This window comes from Mucilaginibacter sediminis (assembly GCF_051903035.1).
GTDB lineage: Bacteria > Bacteroidota > Bacteroidia > Sphingobacteriales > Sphingobacteriaceae > Mucilaginibacter.
Genome location: NZ_CP170602.1, coordinates 1,105,703 through 1,128,596, shown reverse-complemented (window position 1 = coordinate 1,128,596; position 22,894 = coordinate 1,105,703). Strand labels below are relative to the sequence as shown.

Sequence of the window (22,894 nt, the reverse complement as noted above, 5' to 3'; positions counted from 1 at the left end):
TTATCTTATTAAATGAACAACACCCGTTCGTTTGGGTAATGAATTATTGTACGACATTCCTTTCCACTCGCTGCCGTTTATAAATGTTGCCGAAGCCTGCCACACGTAAACGCCCTGCTCTACGGGTACTCCTTTAAAAGTACCGTCCCAGCCATCGCCATCAACCGGGGTGCCTTTAGGGGCCGATAGTTTCGTGGTTTCCCAAATTAACTGGCCAAAGCCATTAAATATTTGCAGGTGCCATTGCCTAATACCCGATCCTTTGGCCGCAAACTTTCTTAGTTCGGTGGTACCGCTGGTAGGCATAAAGGCGTTAGGCAAATACAGTTCGCCGGGAATACCAGTTATGCGTACATAGTGTGTTACTGCGCTATCGCAAAAATCTTTAGTGCTGGTTACCAGCGTTACCTTATATTTTCCCGTATCTGCATAAGTATGGATTGGGTTACCAAGGGCGCTTACAGTTCCGTCTCCAAAATCCCACATCCAATTGGCCGGCGTTCCGGTAGTTTGGTCAACAAACTGAAACTGGTAATTTGGTATGCTGGTGATAGTATCGGGATTGGCTGTAAAAGCAGTGCCCGGCGGCGACGTAACTTTTATATAATCTTTTTTTACCAAACTGTCTGCACAGCCTGTTAATGGGTTAAGGGCCACAAGTTTAACGGTGTAAGGCGAATTTTTATAATTGTAGGTATGTGGTGGTGGCGTAAATCCGGTGGCTGTAGCCCCATCTCCGTAATACCAGGTATAGGATAGGGCTATCGGCTGTGTGTTAGGATCGGCGTAGGTAGAATTTGTAAACGACGCGGTAACATTTCGGCAGCCCGTGGTATCTGATGCTGCAAAGCCGGCTTTGGGTATATCATATACCATAACCCGGTTTGTTGATTTGGATGATTCATTGCCCGACGAACATGCACTTGAAGCGGTTATGGTTACATAATACAGGCCTGGTTTGGTAAATACATAAGGCAGTTTATCGGTACCGGCTGCTACATTGGTTACTACGGCGTATTTATCATCATAAATGGTGTAATAAAATGTATCGCCGCCTGATGAATTATTTACAAACGTTAAATTTAAAGGTGCACACCCGCTGTTTTTATTATTCAGAAAAAACATATCCGGCGTAATAGTTGGGGCCGATACCGTTATTGTGCGTTTGAGCGTGGTATCGGTATTGCCACAGTAATTTTGGGCAACCATAAATATGGTGTACTGCTTTGTACGGGTGGTATTTAATGGCGTATCAAACTTAAAATCGCTTTTATCGGTATATACTTTTGATTCCAGCATCAGCGGCCCATCATACAGGTAGTAGGTGTACTGTAAGTTTTTACCGGGCGATGAGTTTTTGCCTGTTACAATAAAAGGCGAGCAACCTTCAACTCTATCAGGAATTAGCCTTGCAATTGGTTTTTGTGGGCTTATTCTTACCGAATCGAGGTAAGGAGGGGCTATATTGCAATTGCTTACAATGCTTAAACTGATGTGATAAACAGTATCCCGACCGTCTGTTTTTGCCAAAAATATGTGTTGGGGATTGGTCCCTGTATCTGTTGAGCCGTCGCCAAAATCCCATAAAAAAACACTGTTTATTGGTTTGGATGTATTGGTGAACTTAACCAGCATATTACCGCACGCTGTGCTGTTATCCTTGGTAAACGATGGGGTAGCAATAGCCGGGGGGATAGTTACTGTAAGTACAAATACACCGCTAACACAGCCCTGGCTGGTTGATATAATATTATACGTTACAGTCGCATTTCCGTTTAAATCGCTGTTGGTTAAAACATCGTTTATAAAGCTGCCGCTGCCACTTACCGTGTAACCACCAGCAGTTGCGGTGGTTTTTGATGCATCAACTACCCATGTAAATGTTGTTGCAGGTTTCGTAGCTGTGATATTGTAACCAAGCGATTTTCCTGCACAGGACGTAACTGTATTTTTACTTGTAATTGAATCGGCTTTATTGATGACGATGGTTGTTGGATCGGTTATGGTATCGCAGGGTGCGGCCAGGGTTGTTATCCCCTGAAAAAGGAGAGTAACCTTGCCCGCCTTTATTTCGGCGGATGAAGGTGTATAAACTGTCTGCGCCAAATTTCGGTCGGTAAAGGTGCCGGTACCGCCGGCCCAGCGCATTTTTATTGAAGGATTATTTGACGCACCATTCAAACTTATGGGTGTCCCGGCGCAAACGGCAGGGTAGGTGCCGGCGGTAACTGTTGGCGCTGCTATAAATTGTAAATGCTGGCTGCTGGTGGCCGGTGCCCCGCAAACGTTGGTATTTGTTACGGTAACGGTATACTTGGCAAAATCGTTAAATTTTATGACCGGATATTGTGAAACGTCGGTAGTATTATTAATAAAAGAAAATGCCCCGCCGGTTACCGTCCATTTGTAGGTTGCACCTGTGTTTTGTGCCGACCCGGAAAATGTTACTTTGGTAGCACTGTTAATATTATTATCAAATTTAAGAGTACTATTTGTTCCGCAAAACACAGTATCTTTTGATAATGTGGCTGTGGGCACATCATCAACCACAACCGTTTGTGTGTTAGCATCGGTTATCAGCCCGCAACTTACCGTCGAGATTGCCAGTTTAATATTGTAAACACCTGTTTTGTTAAACAAAAACTGTGGCGTTTGGCTGTTTGCATTTGTGCCGTTTGCATAAGCTACGGGTGCTGGACCGGTAACCGTCCACACATATTTATTGGTATTATTACAGTTTGAGTCAATTTTTGATGTGTTTACAGGAGTAACCGTAAGGGGGATGCAACCCGAATTAACAGGCAGCGAAAAGGCCGGCACAGGAGGCTCCTGGATACAAATATCCTGCGTAACATCTGCAACGGCGCATGAGCCTGTGTTGTTTTGCAGTTGCAAGGTTACTGTATGCGTACCGGTGGTTGTAAAAGTATAAATGAAAGCATCAGATAGTTTGTAATTAACTTGTTTGGTTACGCCGTCAACAAGCCACGTATACCGGGCTTTGCTGTTTGTACAACTTGCCGACGTACTGTTGGGGTCGTCGCCCGGAAAAGAATTGTTTACAAATTTAACCGCAGTATTTACACAGGCGGCCACCGGCACAACCGGCAGGTTAATTGGCGGCGCTATAACTTTTGCGTAACTGGCAACGGGGGTGCCTACATTGCCGCAAAACGGGCTTGCTAATTGCAGTTTTACTTCAAATGAATTGTTTTGGCCTTTAACTATGTTTCCGCATGATGCCTTAACATATTGGTGAGAAACTTTGCCGCCGGCAGCAAGTATCTGGCAATAGGTATAAGATACCGATGGCGTACCATCGCCCCAGGAAACATTATAAAGCAACCCGGGATAGTTGCTTTTTATAACATTCGGGTCGATGTTGTACGTTAAATTGGTAGCCCCGCTGCCAAGGCAGGCCGTTGTGCTACCCTCAACCCCGAAGCTGTTGTTAACCATGTTATTGACCAGGGTATAAGTATAGGTACCTGTGATGCCTCCTAAAACAGCTTTTACGCTAATTGTGTAATTAGCAGCTTTGGCTGTAAAATTACCATTATTGGTAAAATTAACATTGGATGCTTCAGTTACCTGAGAAAGCTCGTTGTAAAAGCTTGCGGTAACTGTGGCGCCTGTAGTTGATGTATTTATAAAATTATAAGAAGAATTGCCCGACCCCGAACAAGTGCCAAACACTTCGGGATAATTGGCATCTATCGATTGCGAATTTAACGCTGCAACAGTGCCTGCGCCGGCAACAATTGATATGGCAGCTGATGACGTGCTTGTAACCGATGGTTTGGTAGCGGCTACTCTAACCAAATAACCGGTGCCGGGAATGGTGCCGGCTGGTATTATGCCATTTACAAAAGTAGCATAGTTGCCCGTGAACTTGCCAATTAGTTTTTGCGACGTGAAACTACCGCTGGCATTTGAAAGGTAAAGATTGTAGGTATTAGCAGGATCGATGCATGAACCCGTTACCTGGATGGGAACGCTTATTGTCGACCCTGGCGCATAGGGGCCGATATCTACATTGCCAATAGTTATAGTTTGCGCTAAGGCCGAAAAAGCAACTAAATTAAATAAAGCAAAAAAAAATAAATTTGTAGTAAATATTTTATTCATTCACTTGCTTTTACTGTAGATAATTGCTTAAAATTCAATAGATTGGTCGAAAATAATAATTATTTTCAAATAATAATTGAATTTATTGCAAAAAGTAAAATTTTTGAACCAGAGGTTTTTCGCCAAAAACGAACAAAGTAATTGCCTGTAACAGAAATAAAATAGGTTGCTTAATAATGAATGATAACGGTGCTAAGCTTACTTTAAATTTCCAAAAAATAAATAAGAGATGAATATTGCAGCTATGATACCGGCTGCATCGGCAAATAAGCCGGCGGGTATGGCGTACCGTGATTTTTTTATCCCCACGGTACCAAAATATAAGGCAACTATATAGAACGTAGTATCGGCCGAACCGTTGAATACACTACCCAGGCGGCCTGCAAAACTATCGGGGCCAAAGGTTTTCATTACATCTATCATCATTGCTTTTGAACCAGATCCGCTGAGCGGTTTCATGTAGGCTACGGGCATTGCATCTACAAACCGGGTGTCAAGGTTGGCCTTTATACAAACCCAACGCAAACCCTCGTTCATATAATCCAGCGCACCGCAACTACGAAACACGCTAATACCTACTAACATTGCCACCAGGTAAGGGATTATCTTTACCGATGTTTCAAATCCGCTTTTTGCTCCTTCTACAAAAACATCAAATACATTTATTTTTTTTATCAATCCGCCTACGATAAATACTACCGGGATAAAAAACAATAAAAAGTTACTAACTACTTTAGATACTATACTTATTTCTTCGTTAGTTAAGTACTTTGTAAAATACCATACCACTATCGTAATAAAAGCAGTTACTCCACCCAGCCAGGCAATGATAACCCTATCCCAAAGATTTATCTTTTGTTTTATGGCTACAATTAATAAACCAACAACCGTTGCTACGTAGGTTGCTATAACGCATGGTAAAAATATATCCGCGGGATCTTTGGCATTTAAAATGGCACGTTGCGCTATGATAGTAACCGGCAACATTTGCAGGCCCGAAGTATGCAGCACCAGGAACATGATCTGTGCGTTTGAAGCCGATTCCTTATCTTTATTTAACTCCTGCAGGCTCCCCATAGCTTTTAAACCCAGCGGGGTGGCCGCATTATCAAGCCCAAGTAAATTGGCCGAGAAGTTCATGAGCATTTGACCAACGGCCGGATGCTTTTTAGGTACATCAGGAAACAGGCGGCTAAAAAACGGACCTACCAGGCGCGATAGAAAATTTATGGCGCCTGCCTTTTCGCCCACATTTAATATACCCAGCCAAAAGGCCATAGCGCCAATCAATGGTAAGGCAATATCCATTACCGATGATTTTGACGAATTGAAAATACCGTCGACAAGCAATTTAAAAGCCTCTACGTCGCCAAAAAAAATAAGCTTAATGAGTGCTACAACAAAAGCGATCAAAAAAAATGCTATCCAGATATAATTAAGGGCCATACGTGTCTTTAAGGCTTTGAAGTTAATGGTTTTGTATTTCAATATGAAATAATACTTAACTTGGACAGTGGGAAGATAGAATCAAGAGTCAAGAATTAAGATAGCGCGAATTTGCTAAGAATAGGATCGAAGCTGTTTCTTCATTAAAATTAATCCTAAATTAGCCTTTATAGTTTTTGTCTTGATTCTTGACTCTTGATTCTCTCCCCACGTATTAAAAAAACAACACCATGACCACTACTTCGGCCATTTTAAACACCGCTATAACCGATTTTTTGCAAACCAGGTCACCCGATGATAATTGGGATTTAAAACCCGCACCAGGTAAATGGTCAAAAAAAGAGGTCATTGGCCACCTGATTGACAGCGCCCAAATAAACCTGCAGCGCTTTGTACGCTGCACTTACGAGGAGAACTTTAAACTGGTTTATGAGCAGGATATTTATGTTGCTGTACAACATTACCAGGATGCTGATATTAAAGAAGTGCTTGACCTTTGGATTTTGCTTAACAGGCAAATAATAAGGGTTTGGGAAAATTACCCGGCCGACAGGCTGACCGCCCGTTGCGATAACAGCAAAGGCGAACCCAACCTTCAAACTGTTGAATGGCTGGCTAATGATTATGTTGAACATTTAATGCACCATTTAAAAACTATTTAATTATATGGCAGGATACTCCGGTACACCGTTGGCAAAAAAGCTGGGCATAAAGGCTTCGGCAACAGTAATGCTGATTAACGCCCCCGATTATTATTTGCAGTTATTTACCGACATGCCGGCCGAAGTTTACTTTGTGGATGATGCCGGTGTTAAAAAAGATCTTATCCATTTTTTCACAAAAAGCCAGGACGAGTTTTTAATTAATTTGCCGCAATTGATGAAGCAAATAAAACCCGATGGCATGATCTGGGTGTCGTGGCCCAAAAAAGCATCAAAAGTGGTTACCGATATTACTGAAGACGTAATCCGCTATTTCGCACTTAAAATAGGGCTGGTTGATATAAAAGTTTGTGCCGTGGACGAAATTTGGTCGGGTTTAAAATTGGTTATTCCGGTAAAGGACAGGAAATCATTAGCTTAAAACTTTTTTGGTAATAACAGCGTAAACAATCATCAGCTATTATTTGCAAACGCCAACAATTACCTAACTTAGCATCATTATAAATTTAATACTATGGCCACAATAGAACTTAAACGTGTGCATGGCGATTTCGGCTTTGAGGCCGTGGATTCCATTGGTCACACAGTAAAAATGGATAGCAGCCCCGAAAGTGGTGGCGAAGATTTTGGGATACGCCCGATGCAAATGCTGTTAATGGGCCTTGCAGGCTGCTCGGCAATTGATGTTATCAGCATTTTAAAAAAACAACGCCAGGAAGTAAAGGACTATAAAATGGTGGTTAACGGCGAACGCGAAGCCGGCAAAGAACCTTCGTTATGGCAGGATATTGAAGTTGAATTTCACTTGTATGGCGATATTGATGAAGATAAAGCAGCCCGCGCGGTTGAATTATCATTAAACAAATATTGTTCTGTAGCTGCTACGCTTGGTAAAGCCGGCGCCGATATTAAATCGAAGGTGTTTGTTCACCCGGCAGTAGAGATATAACGACAATAAAATCTATTAAAGTTCTGGTAAAGTTCCGGGGAAATTAAAGGGACTTATTTAAAACGTAAAAAGCGATGGCTATAAACCATCGCTTTTTACGTTTTAACCTCAGGCTCTTACTCGCCTTCAAAAAAATCTATTAATCCGCCAAAGTAGCTATGGGTCCAGCCATCGGTTATATCGTCAAAATCCTCATCGGGAATGTTGGTGTGCTCAATTTCGGCAAATGTGCCTTGTTTATCGGGGTGTAGTTTTATGGTAACTACAAAATCATCTGATTTACCTTCAGAATACCATTGCGGTACAATTTTCTCGGGATGATAAATGGTTGGCAGCCGATGAGGTTTAAAACAGTGTTTGCTGCCGGCATTTTTCAATGGTGTACCAGCCCGTACCAGGGTGTTTCACCCCGTACCACCCCGTACCAGGTTGTTTCAGGGTGTGTCATCCCGTACCGGTACACACACTTTTGGGCTTGTAATGCTTGCTTGATTAACCAACACGCGGTTGGTAAAGGCTAAGCTTTTTGTAATACAGCCCTGTAAGTACTTTATTAAACATAAAAAGCGACGGATTATAACCATCGCTTTTTATGTTTTAACCTCCGGCCGTCACTCGCCTTCAAAAAAGTCTATCAATCCGCCAAAGTAGCTATGGGTCCAGCCATCGGCAATGTCATCAAAATCCTCATCGGGTATGTTGGTGTGCCTAACTTCGGCAGATGTGCCTTGTTTATCGGGGTGTAGTTTTATGGTAACTATTGAATCGTCTGATTTACCTTCAAAATACCATTGCTGTACAATTTTTTTGCCGGGCTCAAATTCTATGTTTTTACCAACAATGCTGCCATCCCACATAGAGAATTCCGACCCTGGTTCGGTACTCATTTGAGCTGTTTCACCTGTCCATAACTCAATAGTGACGGGATTGGTAAGGGCCATATAAATTTCGTCGGGCGTTGCCGGTATGCTGTAGTATTTTTTAAAATCTTTCACCTGCGCAATTTAGCAAGATTATTTTAAACGTTTACAGGTCCTATTGGTAATACCACACGACCGTAAACCTCATTTAACACATTGGCAATACCAGTGTATATAGCCGATGCGCCGCAAATAATACCCTCGTAACCCGCCAGGTGTTTAATAGCAGGATTACCTGTTGCATCGCCCGCCACTAATAAAAAGAATAATATGGTTAGCGATCCAAAAACAAACTGCAATGCGCGGTTCAATTTTAACGTGCCAAAAAACAAAAGCAAGGTGAATACTCCCCAAACTGATAAATAAGCACACATAGCGCCTTCAGATGCTGCTGTAGCCCAGCCCAGTTTTGGCATTACAATAAGGCCAACTAACGATAGCCAGAAAAATCCGTACGATGTAAATGCAGTTAGCCCGAATGTGTTATTCTTTTTTGCCTCAATAACGCCTGCAATAACCTGTGCCAGGCCGCCGTAAAAAATGCCCATAGCCAGTATCATGCCGTTCATTTCAAAAAAACCGGCGTTATGGATGTTTAACAAAACGGTGGTCATACCGAAGGCGCAAAGGCCAAGCGGCGCCGGATTAGCAATGCCGTCCTTTACAGGGGCAGGTGTAGTAGGGATCATGTTGGTTTAGTATTAGTTGGTTTATAACGCAAGCTAATTGATTTATGATTATTTTACAATTTTATTTACAACTCTGCACTTACTTTTGCGTTAAGCAAATACCTATGCAAAAAATAGTATTGATACGCCACGGCGAAAGTATTTTTAATCTCGAAAACCGTTTTACCGGTTGGGAAGATGTCGATTTGTCTGAAAATGGCTATCAGCAAGCCCACAAAGCAGGGCAGATCCTTAAAAAAAATGGTTATAACTTTGATGTCGGTTTTACCTCGTATTTAAAGCGATCAATTAAAACCATGCATTTTATATTGGAGGAGTTGGATCATTTATGGATTCCGGTTGAAAAATCATGGCGGCTTAATGAACGTTTTTACGGCGCTTTACAGGGAATGAACAAAGATGAAGCCATAGCCAAATACGGTGCCCAACAGGTTCAAAAATGGCGGCGCGACCCCAATGAACACCCGCCTGCTGTTACCCGCGATGATCCACGGTTTCCCGGTCACGATTTGCGCTATAAAAATTTAACAGATCGCGAGCTACCACTCACCGAAAACCTTAGCGAGACAATGGATAGAGTATTGCCCTTTTGGAACGAAACCATTGTAAGTGCCTTGCGCCGCAACCAAAAGGTAATTGTGGTTGCCCACGGCAATAGCCTGCGTTCATTAATTAAATACATAGATTGCCTTACCGATGAGCAGGTGACTCAACTTGAAATCCCCACAGCCACACCCTGGGTTTATGAACTGGACCACGGGTTAAACCAGATAAGGCATTATTATTTAGATTGAGATTTGATTTTCATGGAGATATGCAGCGTATTTGTTTATCTTAGTCGTCCCGATTAACTATAAACCATACGCTAAAACAAAAAATGAAGAAGTCTGATATTTATGAAATAACCATAAAGATACTTGGTGTTTACTTGTTGGTTTCCAACCTATCCAAAGTCCCCGGTTTTTTCACCTTTTTAAAAACGTTTAATGCTCTTTCAGGCTCCGACCATGCTTCTGAGCAAATGAACCTGTTTTGGTTAAATATCATAAACTTTATTTTTATACTGGCCTTGTCTATTTTTTTAATAGCAGGTACGAAGTTTATTACCAGGGCAGTTACTAACGCAACAGATAAGCAAGAAAATGTAAAACTGTTTGCTGATAGAAAAGTGATATACGAGATAGCACTTATTATCATCGGTGGCCTGCTTATTGTTAATAACGTTCCTGATTTGCTGTACCGCATATACAACATGTCCAGCGAAAACGATAAAAACGCGGTAATATCATCGATAACAAAAGTATTTGTAGGTATTTTAGCAGTGGCCTTTGGTAAGCGCATAGCTATCTTTTTTGCGAAATAATAAACAGATACTAAATCCCTACAAATAAGAGAGGCCCGTCCGGGCCTCTCTTATTTGTAAACTCAATAAAGTAGATTTAATATACATTGACGCGCTGAGGCCCGCTTATACTGACGCCAGGCCAACCCCGGTAAGCTGACCAGCAAATGCAACAAATGCCTTTCCTTCAGCTATTTGCGATTGGTTATCAATCAGGTTTTGTAAATTAACTTTTCCAATCACAAATTTATAATCACCTGAGTAATAGCGCTCTTTTATGGATATAAATTTCAAATCTTCTACCAAACGTTCGTCATCATACCTTAAATAGATGTCAAACTCTACATTATTGGTAAATTGAAGCCCGGTTTTTTCCTTGGCTTTTTTGTATTCATACTGATAGCTATAGCGCAATGCTGCTATATCTGATAGCACGGCCGATCCGGTAGGATGGCCGCCGGCGCCTTTTCCAAAAAAGAATTGTTGGTCGGCAAAAGCGGCCTGCACTGTTACACCATTGTACTCGTACTCCACGTTATATAAAAATTCGGTACTGTTAACAAATTTAGGCAATACAAACATGGCCACATTGCTATCGTCCAATTCTTTAGCTACCGGAACCAGTTTAATTTTCAGATTCTTTTCGCGGGCATATTGTAAATCCTGGGCAGCAAGGTTCTGTATGCCTAAATTAAAAACTTCATCTGGCTGTACTATAACGCCATAGGCATGTGCCGCAGCAATTACCAGCTTATATTTGGCATCGTAACCACCTACATCGCTGGTTGGGTCGGTCTCGGCAAAACCAAGGTCTTGCGCCTGTTTTAAGGCGCTATCATAATCAAGCCCCTCAATAAAGCCCTTGGATAGAATATAATTAGATGATCCGTTAAAAATTCCACTTATAGAGTGCAGTAATTCATTATCATAATACTCTTCCAGATTACGGATAATAGGGATGCTACCGCAAACCGCGCCCTCGTATAATAATGACGTGCCATGCGTATGCTGTAGCTCAATCAACTCTTCCAAATGAAGCGCTATCATTTTTTTACTGGCCGATACCACGTTTTTTCCGCTGCTTAATGCTCTTGATACTATTTCAAAAGCCGCCTCGGTATCGTTAATTAATTCTACAATGGTATTAATCTCTGGGTTGTTCAGCAACTCGTCTCTATCTGTGGTGAATAAATCTGCCGGCAGGGACCTTTCTTTGTGCGGATCCTTGATAGCAAATTTTACAATTTCGATGTTTAAATTTTTTGTCTTGATGATATCATATAACCCCTGTCCAACTACGCCAAATCCAAATAATCCTATACTTAACTTTTTACTCATTACGCTGTACGTTGCAATTCTATAATTTTTCCTTTTACATCAGTTTTAAAAAACGATGTGATAATATTTGTTAATGCTTCTGTTTCAATTAAAAAGCCATCGTGGCCATAAAACGAATCCAGTTCGGCAAAGGCCGATTTGGGAATATGCCTGAACAGGTATTCCTGCTCTTCGATGGGAAATAACACGTCCGACTTGATGCCAATAACCAGGGTACGGGCTTTGATAAGGCTTAGTGCTTTCTCAACACCATTTCGGTTACGGCCCACGTTGTGCGAATCCATCACCTTAGTTAAATACCAATAGCTATAGGCATTAAACCGGTTCACCAGCTTTTGGCCCTGGTAATCCTGGTAGGTTGATGCCTTAAAATTATCGGTTTTGCTATCAACCTCCTCCTGTTGTGTTATACCATAAGTTTTATAAGTACGGTAGGAGAGCAGCGCTATGCTCCTGGCAGCCTTCAAGCCGTTTTGCCCACCTTCGATAGTGTTATTGTTGAAGGTCGTGTCGGCACTTAAAGCCAAACGCTGCGACTCATTAAACGCGATGCCCCATGGCGAATGACGCGCGTTGGTGGCTATCAAAATAAGGTTTTTGATACGGTTTGGTTCAATAATACCCCACTCAATGGCCTGCTGGCCGCCCAATGAGCCACCAATGAGGATATGAATATTGCCGATGCCCAAATGGCTGGCTAATAACTGGTGTGCTTTTACTATATCTCTGATAGTAAACTGCGGGAATGTTAAAAAATACGGCAAACCAGTTGCCGGATTCGTGCTTAAAGGGTTGGTTGTACCGTATGGCGAACCCAAAATATTGGCACAAACTATAAAATGTTCTTCCGGGTTGAATTTATTTCCAGTGCCCACAAAACCTTTCCACCAATCAAAAACATCGGCATTAGCTGTCAGGGCGTGGCATACCCATACCACATTGTCCCGCTCCTTGTTTAAGCGGCCATACGTATGAAAGCCTATCTCCAGTTGCTGTAGTTGTTCGCCCGATTCCAGCTCAAAAGTTTGTGTGTACTTAAATATTTCTGTATTCATTCTTCTATCATGGTTGATAGTGGTGAGTGGGCAGTAGTGAGTGGTGAATTTTTTATTCACTCACCATTCACCACTCACTACTCACCACTACGCTAATTCGGCTTGCGCCTCTTTTATTTTGGCAAATGCCTGTTCAAAATCTGCTTTTATATCGTCAATATGCTCAATACCAACCGCTACCCTTAACGATGTTGGAGTAACGCCTGCCGAAAGCTGTTCTTCATCTGATAGCTGCTGATGTGTTGTTGCCGATGGCTGAATGATCAATGTTTTAGCATCGCCCACATTGGCCAGGTGGCTTACCAGCTTCAGGTTATCAATTAATTTACCCGCTGCTTCTTTATCGCCATCAATCTCGAAAGACAACACCGCTCCGAAACCATTTTTCAGGTATTTTTTTGCTAATTCGTGGTACGGGGATGATGCTAATCCCGGATAGTTTACTGATGCTACCTGCGGATGCTGATCAAGCCATTTGGCCAGTTCCAATGTATTATCCACATGGCGTTGCACCCGCAATGATAGTGTTTCCAATCCCTGGATGTTGAGCCATGAGTTAAACGGCGATTGCGAAGGGCCAAAATCGCGCAAGCCTTCTACACGTGCACGAATAATAAACTGAATGTTGCCAAACGGACCGCCAATGCCAAACACATCTGCAAAAACCAACCCGTGGTAACCTTCGGATGGCTCGGTAAACTGCGGAAACTTTCCGTTGCCCCAGTTATAAGTGCCGCCATCAATAATAACACCGCCAATGCTGGTACCATGGCCGCCAATCCATTTGGTGGTTGATTGTACTACTACGCTTGCGCCATGCTCCAACGGACGGAATAAATAGCCGCCTGCTCCAAAAGTATTATCTACAATAAGCGGCAAGTCGTATTTTTTTGCCAGCGCGCCAACTTTATCAAAATCGGCAATTGTAAAACCAGGGTTACCTATAGTTTCCAGGTAAATGGCTTTGGTTTTATCATCTATTAAAGCTTCAAGGCTTTCGGCGGTATCGTCTTTGGCAAAACGCACATCAATGCCCAAACGTTTAAAGGCTACTTTAAACTGGTTGTAAGTGCCGCCATATAAGAATGGCGAGCTCACAAAATTATCGCCAACCTGTAATATATTATTTAACGCTATAAACTGGGAAGCCTGGCCCGATGCAGTGGCCAAAGCCGCAACACCACCTTCTAAAGCGGCAATGCGTTTTTCAAACACATCCGTAGTGGGGTTCATTAAGCGGGTATAAATATTGCCAAACTCTTTTAGTGCAAACAGGTTGGCACCATGCTCGGCACTTTTAAATACGTACGAAGTAGTTTGGTAAAGCGGTACCGCGCGTGAGCCTGTAGTAGGATCAACTTCCTGGCCGGCGTGTAATTGTAAGGTTTCGAATTTTAAGGCTGACATAGTTGTAGATTTTGAAAGGTTATAATTAAATTTTGTTGTTTAGATGGATTTTAGCAAGCTGATAAAATGTTTACCAGTTTTACAACACGTATGTTTTCAGGGATTGAAAAAAGGGACGTATTAAACATCAACAGCAGCAACACATACAAATATTGCCGATAGAAGGGCTAATATGTTGCATGTTACCGTTTTGGGTATTAAAAATGTTGCTTTTAGTAATTGTATTAAAACTTTTCATGGCTATAAATTTATATCCCCCGGTGTTATTTGCCGGGACAGGAATTGGCACCTTCTCCAAAATTGAAGGGTTGCCAGCGGGTCAGTGAGCCTGATCTCTCGCCGCTTCTTTATAAATCAATACCCGAACTATGCGGAGAATTGATTGACTATGGTATTGCTACCAAATAATGCTTCAAAGATAAGCGGATATTTATTTAAATACCAAATTTTATTTTTATTAAAAGGTGAAAGGGTAGATGTTACTTACCCTTTCGCCTGCTTAAACAACCTGTATATGCAAATGTTTTTTTAAACGGGAGTTTGTCGAATTAAGGAATTATTTAAATTTTCAAAATTCTGGAAATTCAAATAATTCGACAAATTCCGGTTTAGACAGAGGTTCATTCTGTTAATTCTGATTTCAGACAGTTGGGTTTGCTGAATAATCTTTCCAAAGTTCATCCAGCGTTTTGCCGGTTTGCTGTTTCCAGGTATCGTCGGTAAAAGTATGGTCGCGCATTTTGCCATCGAAAGTTTTCACAATTCCAGGCTTGCTTTTTTCCAGCCACGCCAGGAAACGCGCGGTAACGCGGTAACTGTTATCATAATTTTGAGTGGTCTTGTATGCCGGTAACGACCAGTTTGCTGCCGGATTATTAACGCCAAATTTAAACCGGGCATAATCGGCAATACCTTCTGTTAACCAGCCCGGGCCGGTGCTTTGGCCATAATCCTGTACAATGTGCATTACTTCGTGAGTTACTACATCAATGTCTTCCGGGCGTTGGTGCATCCAGCGCGAACTTATGGTAACAATGCCGTTTGCAGTTTCGGCAACGCCTTTGTAGCTGGTATCTATAATCATGGTAACTGCTTTCAGTGTTTTTTTGTTGTAGGCATTTGCCAGCTCAGGATATACTTTATAAAACGTGTTTATCAGTTTGGTTTTCAATGCGGTATCAAGCGTATTATCATAGTTGATAAAGGTAAGCTTGTAACCGTTTTTGTTGTAGTTACTGGTTTGCTGGGCATAGGAAGTGCCTGCCATCAGCATTAAAAACAGGATAGATAAGATTGATGTTTTTTTCATTGTTTTGGATAAATAGATTGAATTTCAAAACTACAATTTTAATTTAAACCCGAATATTAATACCATTCGTTTATCAGTATCGTTACATAAAAAGTTATTAATTTTGCCCGCATAACATTCATGGGAATTATCCCGACATCTATGACCGATAGCAACAATTTATACCAGTTGGCAGTTACATTATTGCAGCAGCTGATATCTATACCATCATTCAGTAAAGAAGAAGACCGCACCGCAGATCTGATTAACGAGTTTTTACAACAACACGGTGTAACCACCCATCGCAAGCTTAACAATATCTGGGCCTGGAACAGGCATTTTGATCCGGCAAAGCCAACAATACTGCTCAACTCACATCACGATACCGTGAAACCTAACTCTGGTTACACACGCGACCCATATGATGCCAGGATTGAAGATGGTAAGCTATTTGGCCTGGGCAGCAATGATGCCGGCGGGTGCCTGGTATCGTTGATAGTGGTATTTCTTTATTTTCATGACAGGGAAAACCTGAAATATAATTTTTGCCTGGCGACCACTGCCGAAGAGGAGATCTCTGGCGTAAACGGACTTGAATTGATTATCCCCGAACTGGGTAAGCTTGATTTCGGAATAGTAGGCGAGCCTACACTAATGCAGCTGGCCATTGCCGAACGTGGTTTAATGGTGCTGGATTGTACCGCTCATGGCCGAGCCGGCCATGCAGCCCGCGAAGAAGGTGATAACGCTATCTATAAAGCGCTAACAGATATTGAGTGGTTCCGCAGCTTTAAGTTCCCTAAAGAATCGGAAGTTTTTGGGCCGATCAAAATGTCGGTTACTATTATCAACGCAGGTTCGCAGCATAATGTGGTGCCGGCAAGTTGTGTGTTTACTGTTGATGTTCGGGTTACCGATGCCTACCGAAATGAGGAGGTTCTGGAAATCATCCGCCAGCATGTAAGCTGCGATGTAAAGCCAAGATCTATCCGCTTAAAACCATCATCAATTCCCAAAGAGCATGCTATTGTGCAGGCAGGTTTAGCTTTGGGCCGTACAACTTATGGCTCTCCAACTACTTCAGATCAGTCGTTGCTGGATATCCCATCCGTCAAAGTTGGCCCTGGCGATTCGGCAAGGTCACACACCGCTGATGAGTTTGTATATATAGATGAGATAAAGGAGGGGATTGAATTGTATATCAAAATGTTAAAGAGCATTAATTAACCCCTAAGCCCCTTAACCCCCTGAAGGGGGAACTTTTTGAATTACTAATTTGAATTTTCAACTATGGTTCCCCCTTTAGGGGGTTAGGGGGCTTAATCGGTTAGGGAGCTTCCGGCCAACGCAATAGCGACACCCAAAAGCACAGCCCCCATTTTTCGTAAATTGAATTTATGATCGGCACTTGATTCAAATAAAATTGTGGTGGATATGTGCAGGAATATACCAATAACCATACCCATTATCCGGTTAAAGTAATGCTGCAGGTTACCAATGTTGCCGGTGCTTAATGTATTGCTAAAAAAGTATCCGGCCGGCGCCATTACGGCAAATAACAAAATGAAAAACACGGTTTTATTACGGCCTTGCTTGTTGGTAAGCAGCACGGTGCCTAAAGCAAATGCGGCCGGTATATGGTGCAATGCTATGCCATAAACCAACTGATCCTGGTTACCTTGCGCCAATGGCATGCCCTCTAAAAAAGCGTGCAGGCAAAGGCTTACCATAATACCTACCGGAAAAACCACCAGGTCGTGCTGGTGTTTGTGCATGTGGCCATGCTCAATGCCGTCAGAAAATAGCTCTAAAACAATCTGGAAAAGAAACCCGATCAGGATAAATACGCCCACATAATTATCATTGCCGTGGTAAGCATCAGGTATTAAATGCAAAACGGTTATGCCAAACAGGTATGCCCCGCTGAAAGACAACACAAGCTTGAGCATTTTATGATTATCGCCCCTGAATAAAAAAACAGATAAACCACCAAATGAGGCGCTTAAAAACAATAGTAAAACTTTCCAGATCTCCATTAAAAGGCAGGTTGTATTCTTTTAAAAATAAAGGCAAACAGCATCCCTACAAGCGAGCCATAAATAGCCCCGCAAATTACATCAACAGGAAAATGCACTCCCACATACACCTGGGCAAATGACACCAGCGCGGCCCAAAAAATTGCAGCAAACCATACCCAGCGCCATTTTTTGCCAAAAACAAGGCATAAAAATATAGCCATGGCAAAATGATCTGTTGCATGGGTTGACGGGAAGCTGTAACCCGTACCGCATGGAATGCGGTTAATATCGGTTAAACCAACTACCGGATCGCGGCAGGGGCGAAGCCTTTGTACCTGGTGCTTGATGAGCGTAGCGCTCGTAAAATCGGCAAAGCCAGCAGTTGTTGCTAACAGGACGATGATTATAGCGCCCACTTTTTTATATCGCCATAAAGAAAAAACAATAATGAAAATATACAGCGGAATCCAGAATTTAGGATTACGAAACCAGGGCATAACCAGATCAAAGAACGGATTAGTCAGGTCGTGGTTGATGAAATAAAATAAATGCCGGTCGAGTTGTAAGATGTAATCAGGCATTGATGAATTTTATAGTAAAGCCCCAAAGTTATCAAATACTTTAAACAAGTTTTATAGCAGGCGGCTAATTACAGATAAAAGACTCATGTTTTACCAGCTATATACAGATAAAAGCTAAACGGCGTTACCTATGGTAAAAGAAGCAAATAGTTATAAAATAGTTTTTTGAAGTTGTTTGAGGCCTTTTTTACTGAGCAAACGTTTGCAGAAAAATATAAATTGTACAAGCCTGTCGTTTAAATATTTTACTTTTGTCCAACAAAAACAAATACAATTTTGACACTTATAAAATCAATTTCGGGGATACGCGGTACCATTGGTGGTGCCGCCGGCGATGGTTTAACACCGCTGGATATTGTAAAATTTACGTCGGCTTATGGCTCCTGGGCAGTAGAAAAATCGGGAATCAAAAAAATTGTGATAGGCCGCGATGCCCGCATATCGGGCGCCATGGTTAATAACCTGGTAATAGGTACCTTACAAGGCCTTGGCATAGATGTAATTGACCTTGGCCTTTCAACCACGCCAACTGTTGAAGTTGCAGTTACAGGCGAGCAGGCAGCAGGCGGCATTATTTTAACCGCAAGCCACAACCCTAAACAATGGAACGCGCTTAAACTGCTTAATGCCGATGGTGAATTTATAAGCGATGCGGATGGTAAAGAAGTGCTGGAAATTGCCGAAAACAGCGATTTTACGTACGCTGATGTGAACGATCTTGGTAAAGTTACGATGGACGATAGCTGGCTTCAAAAACATATAGACCTTGTACTGGCTTTGCCACTGGTTGATGTGGAAGCTATAAAGAAGGCCGATTTTAATATTGTAATTGATTGTGTAAATTCTACCGGAGGTATTTTTGTACCTGCCTTGCTAAAAGCATTGGGGGTAAATACCGTTCACGAATTGTATTGCGAGCCCGACGGTAATTTTCCGCATAACCCGGAACCGTTGCCGGAAAACCTGACAGCTTTGTCAAAAGAAGTATTAAATAAACGCGCCCATTTGGGGATAGCTGTCGACCCTGATGTTGACCGCCTTTGCTTTGTTTGCGAGGATGGCAACATGTTTGGCGAGGAATATACGCTGGTTGCAGTGGCCGATTATGTGCTGCAGAATAATTTGGGCAATACGGTATCCAACCTGTCATCAACCCGCGCGTTGCGCGATGTTACCGAAACTGCCGGCGGCGAATACCACGCATCGGCAGTAGGAGAGGTGAACGTGGTTAACAAAATGAAATCGGTTAATGCTGTTATTGGCGGTGAAGGTAATGGCGGCATTATTTATCCCGAAATACATTATGGCCGCGATGCTTTAGTGGGTATCGCCTTGTTTTTAACCCACCTGGCTAAATACGGCCAATCGGTTTCAAACCTGCGCCGGTCATATCCCGGTTATTTTATTTCGAAAAATAAGATCACTTTAACCCCCGAAATGGACATTGATGCCCTTTTGAGTAAGGTTGAAGAAAAATATATGAAGCAACCGCACTCAACAATTGACGGTTTGAAAATAGAATTTGATAAAGAATGGGTACATTTGCGTCGTTCAAATACTGAACCGATTATCCGTATTTACTCCGAGGGCAATTCAGAAACGGTTGCAAACGGGCTGGCAAATAAGATAATCGCTGATATTAAAGAGATTTTGAATTAATTTTTGGATTATTGATTTAATGAATTATTGAGTTAGGCATTAACCGAATCATTAAGTTTGAATTAATTATTGAGTTATTGAATTACTGAATTATTGATTGAAGAATCAGTTTAATTCATTGATTACGATAACGATGTGTGTTAATTCCAATCATTAAGTCTTAATTTAATAAAGAGTTTTTACAAGTTAACTGACCCATTTGTTGCATTATCGGATTAATGAATTGTTGATCGAAGGATCAGTTTAATTCAATAAATCAGTAATTCAATAAATCAATAATTACTATAACGATGCGTGTTTATTTTGATAATGCTGCTACTACGCCGCTTGACCCTGAAGTTTTAAAAGAAATGTATAAAGTGATGGAAAACCATTATGGTAACCCATCGTCGATCCATTCACACGGCAGGGAGGCACGCACGCTTATCGAAAAATCGCGCAAAACCATAGCCGGGTTGCTGCATACTTCGCCTGCCGAGATATTTTTTACATCAAGCGGTACCGAAGCCGATAATACCGCTATCCGCTGCGGCATAATTGATCATAACATTACCCACGCCATAACCAGCCACATCGAGCACCATGCCGTATTACATACGCTGGAGGCCATGGAAAAATCGGGTATCATCAAATTAAGTTTTGTTAATATTGATAGTAAAGGCAATGTAGATTACGATCACCTGGAAACTTTACTAAAAGACAATGCCAGGAGTTTTGTATCTATTATGCACGCTAACAACGAGATTGGCACCCTATCGGATATGAACCGCATTGGCGACCTTTGCGAGGCTTATAACGCCATTTATCATTGCGATACGGTACAAACCATGGGACACTACCAGCATGACCTGAGCAAGCTTAAAACTCATTTTTTGGTTTGCGCCGGTCATAAACTGCATGGACCTAAAGGTGTTGGATTTTTACACATTAACCACCGCATTAAAATAAAGCCTTTAATATATGGCGGCTCGCAGGAGCGCAACATGCGTGGCGGTACCGAAAATATTTACGGAATTGTTGGCCTGGCAAAAGCTTTGGAGTTGGCTTATGCCGAAATGGAGCAACACCAGGCCCATATACAGGGCCTAAAATCATACATGCTGGGTAAATTAACCAGCGAGATCCCCGGCGTAAATTTCAATGGCGAAACTGATCCTGAAAAAAGTTTGTATACTGTACTCAACGTTGCTTTCCCGGAAATGGAAATGGCCGATATGCTGTTATTTAATTTAGATATCAGTGGCATATCAGCATCAGGTGGCAGCGCCTGCAGCTCAGGCACCGATATTGGCTCGCACGTACTTACCTCGATAGGTGCAAGCTCATCAAGACCGTCTGTGAGATTCTCTTTCTCCAAATACAATACCAAAGACGAAGTTGATTTCACGGTAGCCAAGGTAAAGGAACTTTGTTTGGTGAGCGCCTAAGTATAGGCCCCTTTGAAACTTCGTAAGTTTAGAATCTATTTTCATCAGGACTCAACTTTATTCTTCAGGATTTCCTTTAGAATATTTTGATACTTTCCGTTGAAGTTTCTAATATCACAAGGATGTGGAATTATGATGAATGTGCAGTCCATCGCCAATTCTTCGTTCTTTAAAATAGTTGAATGATTATTATCTGAATATAACTTTGCTATCGAACCAGACTTAGGTTTCCAACCGGTAAATGAGTTTTTCAACTCAGAATCTATTAAGGCTTTTTTTACTTCCTGGCCCAGGCAAATTACAATACTTGGATTGATAAGCTTCATTTGTGTTTTGAAAAATTTAGAACACAATGCTTTATACTCTTTTTTAATTGCTTCTTGCCTATAAATCATTGTCGTTTTGGGATACCTGATATTATCTCTCAGTCCCATATAAAAGTTTGTAAAGAATGAATTCTCTAAGTCGAGGCCAGTATTTGTTAGGTTTCTGATGGTAGGGCTATTCGTTTCACACTTATTATTAAGATTATCTACATAAGAAATTGTTCCGAAATCATTGCCCAAAATCATCGCACGTCTTTCCTTAACTTCAGCTTTATCTATTGTGCAATTTTCTTTAGTTAGTATGCCAGATCCTAAAGGAAAAAAACCAAAATTAAGTTCTTTATATCTGTTACTCATTCCCGATTTTTCAAATATATCGTCAATTCCATCCTGTACGCTCAAGGCATCTAACTCCTCAAATAACGTGCTTATTTTCATTTTTATGTTGGTTTAGTTTGTTGTAAGTTATTAAAACAATTCAGCATTAACAGCTCCATCTGCACATCTAAAATCTGCATATCTGCACATTTACATTGAAAGTTATTTTCTTAATTAGAAAACAATATAGTATTTTAATGGGTTTACTAATTAGTAACTAAAATTAAAACCTATGAGTATGCATAATGAAACTTGGGAAAACCAGGATAGCAATTATCAAAATGCCCGTTCGGTTTCTGCGAACAACGGCGATGCCTATAACGCGAACCGTGATTTGGAAGATGATGGCGATGATTTGGACGAAGAGTTTGATGTAAGCGGCGAGTATCCAAACGAAACGCCCGAAGAACGTAAAACAAGAACAGAAGGCGTTGGCAGCCATTCCCAGGCCGAAGTTGACCAGCCTGATAGAAGCGCCGATACATCTTATAGCGAACAAACCGACGTAACCCCGCCAAATAAAAAGGAGTTTCCATCAGTGGGACCTGCTAAAACAGATTTTGCAAGTCGCCCTCAGGGCCGGACAACAGGCCGCATGGTAGGGCATGAGCCGGGTACCGAAGGTATATAAGCTTGATAATTAAATCATTATAGAACTCGCTGCTTGAAAATAAGAAGGGGCTATCCGTACCGGCCTGCCTCTTCTTTGTTATCATTTCTTCCAATAACCGGATAACCCCTTTGCCATCCTAACTTGAAAATTTCGTGACCCTATAAAAAGAAATAACATTGTTAAAAGAACGGTCATAAGCAGTCTGCACAACCATGACAGCAATTACCTCTCCGCATGCTTTTCGGAATACTAAAAAGAATAATAATGAGTTGATATAATATACAAGGTTTATGACAACGACCTAAAATCCCACACATAATCAGGATGCCCGGGCTTACCATCAATTGAATGCACAGCTATAAACCAAGTATCTATTGATGTTTTGTAGAATTAATATTTTAACCTAAAATATAGAGGAGGATAAAATCATGAGAAAGTATGGAGAACTAAACCAAAACCAGGGGAACGACGTGTGGATAAGGGGCACTAACGTTAATGCGGATATGACGACGGGTAATCATACGCTTGAAAGGAATGGCCCAAACAGAAAAAATCTGAAAGTTTTGCATGAAGACGGCAGCTTTGCCGATCTTCCCGATCGTGATATACCGGGGGCCGGTGCACTATCGGGCTGTATAACAAAATGATTTTCGATATAAAAACAAAGG

Annotated in this window: 22 protein-coding genes and 1 riboswitch; of the genes, 10 read left to right on the top strand and 12 right to left on the bottom strand. The window is 41.6% G+C overall.

Features of this window, described 5'->3' with window-relative positions:
- Positions 1-4,128: a PKD domain-containing protein gene (locus ACFGVS_RS04430; protein ID WP_439697622.1), complete on the bottom strand. Its 4,128-nt coding sequence runs from the start codon at positions 4,126-4,128 to the stop codon at positions 1-3.
- Between the two features lie 198 nt (positions 4,129-4,326).
- Positions 4,327-5,574: a nucleoside recognition domain-containing protein gene (locus ACFGVS_RS04425; RefSeq protein ID WP_439697621.1), complete on the bottom strand. Its 1,248-nt coding sequence runs from the start codon at positions 5,572-5,574 to the stop codon at positions 4,327-4,329.
- Positions 5,575-5,804: 230 nt separating this feature from the next.
- Here ACFGVS_RS04425 and ACFGVS_RS04420 point away from each other — a divergent pair, with 230 nt between their 5' ends.
- The 3 genes from ACFGVS_RS04420 to ACFGVS_RS04410 all read left to right on the top strand — a co-directional run bounded on the left by ACFGVS_RS04420 (position 5,805) and on the right by ACFGVS_RS04410 (position 7,185).
- Positions 5,805-6,236, top strand: a complete 432-nt coding sequence (locus ACFGVS_RS04420; RefSeq protein WP_439697620.1) for a DinB family protein — start codon at positions 5,805-5,807, stop codon at positions 6,234-6,236.
- A 4-nt stretch (positions 6,237-6,240) separates the two neighbouring features.
- The gene (locus ACFGVS_RS04415; protein ID WP_439697619.1) at positions 6,241-6,657 is read left to right on the top strand and encodes a DUF3052 domain-containing protein; all 417 of its coding nucleotides are present in this window, start codon (positions 6,241-6,243) and stop codon (positions 6,655-6,657) included.
- A gap of 93 nt (positions 6,658-6,750) precedes the next feature.
- Positions 6,751-7,185 carry an OsmC family protein gene (locus ACFGVS_RS04410; protein ID WP_090650246.1) on the top strand — a complete coding sequence of 145 codons (435 nt, stop codon included), beginning with the start codon at positions 6,751-6,753 and terminating at the stop codon, positions 7,183-7,185.
- 116 nt (positions 7,186-7,301) lie between these two features.
- On the opposite strand, the gene ACFGVS_RS04405 is transcribed toward ACFGVS_RS04410, so the two are convergent.
- The 3 genes from ACFGVS_RS04405 to ACFGVS_RS04395 form a co-directional block, all read right to left on the bottom strand.
- Complete coding sequence (locus tag ACFGVS_RS04405; protein ID WP_274213357.1) at positions 7,302-7,562, bottom strand: SRPBCC domain-containing protein; 261 nt, start codon at positions 7,560-7,562, stop codon at positions 7,302-7,304.
- A gap of 234 nt (positions 7,563-7,796) precedes the next feature.
- Positions 7,797-8,180, bottom strand: a complete 384-nt coding sequence (locus ACFGVS_RS04400) for an SRPBCC domain-containing protein (protein ID WP_090651008.1) — start codon at positions 8,178-8,180, stop codon at positions 7,797-7,799.
- A gap of 23 nt (positions 8,181-8,203) precedes the next feature.
- Entirely contained in the window at positions 8,204-8,794 is a 591-nt protein-coding gene (locus ACFGVS_RS04395; RefSeq protein WP_274213358.1) for an acetate uptake transporter, read from the bottom strand.
- A 104-nt stretch (positions 8,795-8,898) separates the two neighbouring features.
- On the opposite strand from ACFGVS_RS04395, the gene gpmA reads away from it, so the two are divergent.
- Both gpmA and ACFGVS_RS04385 read left to right on the top strand, forming a co-directional pair.
- A complete protein-coding gene (gene gpmA / locus ACFGVS_RS04390) occupies positions 8,899-9,588 on the top strand; it encodes a 2,3-diphosphoglycerate-dependent phosphoglycerate mutase (protein ID WP_439697618.1) in 690 nt (229 codons plus the stop codon).
- 83 nt (positions 9,589-9,671) lie between these two features.
- Positions 9,672-10,157 carry a hypothetical protein gene (locus ACFGVS_RS04385; protein ID WP_439697617.1) on the top strand — a complete coding sequence of 162 codons (486 nt, stop codon included), beginning with the start codon at positions 9,672-9,674 and terminating at the stop codon, positions 10,155-10,157.
- A gap of 105 nt (positions 10,158-10,262) precedes the next feature.
- Here the strand turns inward: ACFGVS_RS04385 and ACFGVS_RS04380 are convergent, their stop codons facing one another.
- The 4 genes from ACFGVS_RS04380 to ACFGVS_RS04365 all read right to left on the bottom strand — a co-directional run bounded on the left by ACFGVS_RS04380 (position 10,263) and on the right by ACFGVS_RS04365 (position 15,245).
- Complete coding sequence (locus ACFGVS_RS04380; protein ID WP_274213361.1) at positions 10,263-11,474, bottom strand: homoserine dehydrogenase; 1,212 nt, start codon at positions 11,472-11,474, stop codon at positions 10,263-10,265.
- Positions 11,474-12,529, bottom strand: a complete 1,056-nt coding sequence (locus ACFGVS_RS04375) for a homoserine O-acetyltransferase family protein (protein WP_439697616.1) — start codon at positions 12,527-12,529, stop codon at positions 11,474-11,476. The genes ACFGVS_RS04380 and ACFGVS_RS04375 overlap by 1 nt, the downstream gene beginning before the upstream one ends.
- 87 nt (positions 12,530-12,616) lie before the next feature.
- Complete coding sequence (locus tag ACFGVS_RS04370) at positions 12,617-13,936, bottom strand: O-acetylhomoserine aminocarboxypropyltransferase/cysteine synthase family protein (RefSeq protein WP_439697615.1); 1,320 nt, start codon at positions 13,934-13,936, stop codon at positions 12,617-12,619.
- A gap of 245 nt (positions 13,937-14,181) precedes the next feature.
- A riboswitch (SAM riboswitch) is annotated at positions 14,182-14,292 on the bottom strand.
- A 284-nt stretch (positions 14,293-14,576) separates the two neighbouring features.
- Positions 14,577-15,245 (bottom strand): basic secretory protein-like protein, encoded by a 669-nt coding sequence (locus tag ACFGVS_RS04365; protein WP_439697614.1) that lies wholly within the window; start codon positions 15,243-15,245, stop codon positions 14,577-14,579.
- A gap of 120 nt (positions 15,246-15,365) precedes the next feature.
- Between ACFGVS_RS04365 and ACFGVS_RS04360 the strand changes: the two genes are divergently transcribed.
- Entirely contained in the window at positions 15,366-16,451 is a 1,086-nt protein-coding gene (locus ACFGVS_RS04360) for a M20 family metallo-hydrolase (RefSeq protein WP_439697613.1), read from the top strand.
- A 92-nt stretch (positions 16,452-16,543) separates the two neighbouring features.
- On the opposite strand, the gene ACFGVS_RS04355 is transcribed toward ACFGVS_RS04360, so the two are convergent.
- The gene (locus ACFGVS_RS04355) at positions 16,544-17,260 is read right to left on the bottom strand and encodes a ZIP family metal transporter (protein ID WP_274213366.1); all 717 of its coding nucleotides are present in this window, start codon (positions 17,258-17,260) and stop codon (positions 16,544-16,546) included.
- On the bottom strand, positions 17,260-17,823 hold the full coding sequence (locus tag ACFGVS_RS04350; protein WP_274213367.1) for a phosphatase PAP2 family protein: 564 nt from the start codon (positions 17,821-17,823) through the stop codon (positions 17,260-17,262). Before ACFGVS_RS04350 ends, ACFGVS_RS04355 begins: the two co-directional genes overlap by 1 nt.
- A gap of 276 nt (positions 17,824-18,099) precedes the next feature.
- On the opposite strand from ACFGVS_RS04350, the gene glmM reads away from it, so the two are divergent.
- Together glmM and ACFGVS_RS04340 are read left to right on the top strand one after the other, a co-directional pair.
- A complete protein-coding gene (glmM, locus tag ACFGVS_RS04345; RefSeq protein ID WP_439697612.1) occupies positions 18,100-19,482 on the top strand; it encodes a phosphoglucosamine mutase in 1,383 nt (460 codons plus the stop codon).
- A 290-nt stretch (positions 19,483-19,772) separates the two neighbouring features.
- Positions 19,773-20,909 carry a cysteine desulfurase family protein gene (locus ACFGVS_RS04340; protein WP_439697611.1) on the top strand — a complete coding sequence of 379 codons (1,137 nt, stop codon included), beginning with the start codon at positions 19,773-19,775 and terminating at the stop codon, positions 20,907-20,909.
- 44 nt (positions 20,910-20,953) lie between these two features.
- Here ACFGVS_RS04340 and ACFGVS_RS04335 read toward each other — a convergent pair whose 3' ends face one another.
- Entirely contained in the window at positions 20,954-21,673 is a 720-nt protein-coding gene (locus ACFGVS_RS04335) for a hypothetical protein (RefSeq protein ID WP_439697610.1), read from the bottom strand.
- Between the two features lie 172 nt (positions 21,674-21,845).
- Here ACFGVS_RS04335 and ACFGVS_RS04330 point away from each other — a divergent pair, with 172 nt between their 5' ends.
- Positions 21,846-22,244 (top strand): hypothetical protein, encoded by a 399-nt coding sequence (locus ACFGVS_RS04330; RefSeq protein ID WP_274213370.1) that lies wholly within the window; start codon positions 21,846-21,848, stop codon positions 22,242-22,244.
- A gap of 410 nt (positions 22,245-22,654) precedes the next feature.
- On the top strand, positions 22,655-22,873 hold the full coding sequence (locus ACFGVS_RS04325; RefSeq protein WP_274213371.1) for a hypothetical protein: 219 nt from the start codon (positions 22,655-22,657) through the stop codon (positions 22,871-22,873).
- The last annotated feature ends 21 nt before the right edge of the window (positions 22,874-22,894 follow it).

Bases quoted from the DNA above. Each gene is read 5' to 3' on its own strand.
- ACFGVS_RS04430 (WP_439697622.1), bottom strand. From the start codon at position 4,128: ATGAATAAAATATTTACTACAAATTTATTTTTTTTTGCTTTATTTAAT.
- ACFGVS_RS04425 (WP_439697621.1), bottom strand. From the start codon at position 5,574: ATGGCCCTTAATTATATCTGGATAGCATTTTTTTTGATCGCTTTTGTT.
- ACFGVS_RS04420 (WP_439697620.1), top strand. From the start codon at position 5,805: ATGACCACTACTTCGGCCATTTTAAACACCGCTATAACCGATTTTTTG.
- ACFGVS_RS04415 (WP_439697619.1), top strand. From the start codon at position 6,241: ATGGCAGGATACTCCGGTACACCGTTGGCAAAAAAGCTGGGCATAAAG.
- ACFGVS_RS04410 (WP_090650246.1), top strand. From the start codon at position 6,751: ATGGCCACAATAGAACTTAAACGTGTGCATGGCGATTTCGGCTTTGAG.
- ACFGVS_RS04395 (WP_274213358.1), bottom strand. From the start codon at position 8,794: ATGATCCCTACTACACCTGCCCCTGTAAAGGACGGCATTGCTAATCCG.
- gpmA (WP_439697618.1), top strand. From the start codon at position 8,899: ATGCAAAAAATAGTATTGATACGCCACGGCGAAAGTATTTTTAATCTC.
- ACFGVS_RS04385 (WP_439697617.1), top strand. From the start codon at position 9,672: ATGAAGAAGTCTGATATTTATGAAATAACCATAAAGATACTTGGTGTT.
- ACFGVS_RS04380 (WP_274213361.1), bottom strand. From the start codon at position 11,474: ATGAGTAAAAAGTTAAGTATAGGATTATTTGGATTTGGCGTAGTTGGA.
- ACFGVS_RS04375 (WP_439697616.1), bottom strand. From the start codon at position 12,529: ATGAATACAGAAATATTTAAGTACACACAAACTTTTGAGCTGGAATCG.
- ACFGVS_RS04370 (WP_439697615.1), bottom strand. From the start codon at position 13,936: ATGTCAGCCTTAAAATTCGAAACCTTACAATTACACGCCGGCCAGGAA.
- ACFGVS_RS04365 (WP_439697614.1), bottom strand. From the start codon at position 15,245: ATGAAAAAAACATCAATCTTATCTATCCTGTTTTTAATGCTGATGGCA.
- ACFGVS_RS04360 (WP_439697613.1), top strand. From the start codon at position 15,366: ATGGGAATTATCCCGACATCTATGACCGATAGCAACAATTTATACCAG.
- ACFGVS_RS04355 (WP_274213366.1), bottom strand. From the start codon at position 17,260: ATGGAGATCTGGAAAGTTTTACTATTGTTTTTAAGCGCCTCATTTGGT.
- ACFGVS_RS04350 (WP_274213367.1), bottom strand. From the start codon at position 17,823: ATGCCTGATTACATCTTACAACTCGACCGGCATTTATTTTATTTCATC.
- ACFGVS_RS04340 (WP_439697611.1), top strand. From the start codon at position 19,773: ATGCGTGTTTATTTTGATAATGCTGCTACTACGCCGCTTGACCCTGAA.
- ACFGVS_RS04335 (WP_439697610.1), bottom strand. From the start codon at position 21,673: ATGAAAATAAGCACGTTATTTGAGGAGTTAGATGCCTTGAGCGTACAG.
- ACFGVS_RS04330 (WP_274213370.1), top strand. From the start codon at position 21,846: ATGAGTATGCATAATGAAACTTGGGAAAACCAGGATAGCAATTATCAA.
- ACFGVS_RS04325 (WP_274213371.1), top strand. From the start codon at position 22,655: ATGAGAAAGTATGGAGAACTAAACCAAAACCAGGGGAACGACGTGTGG.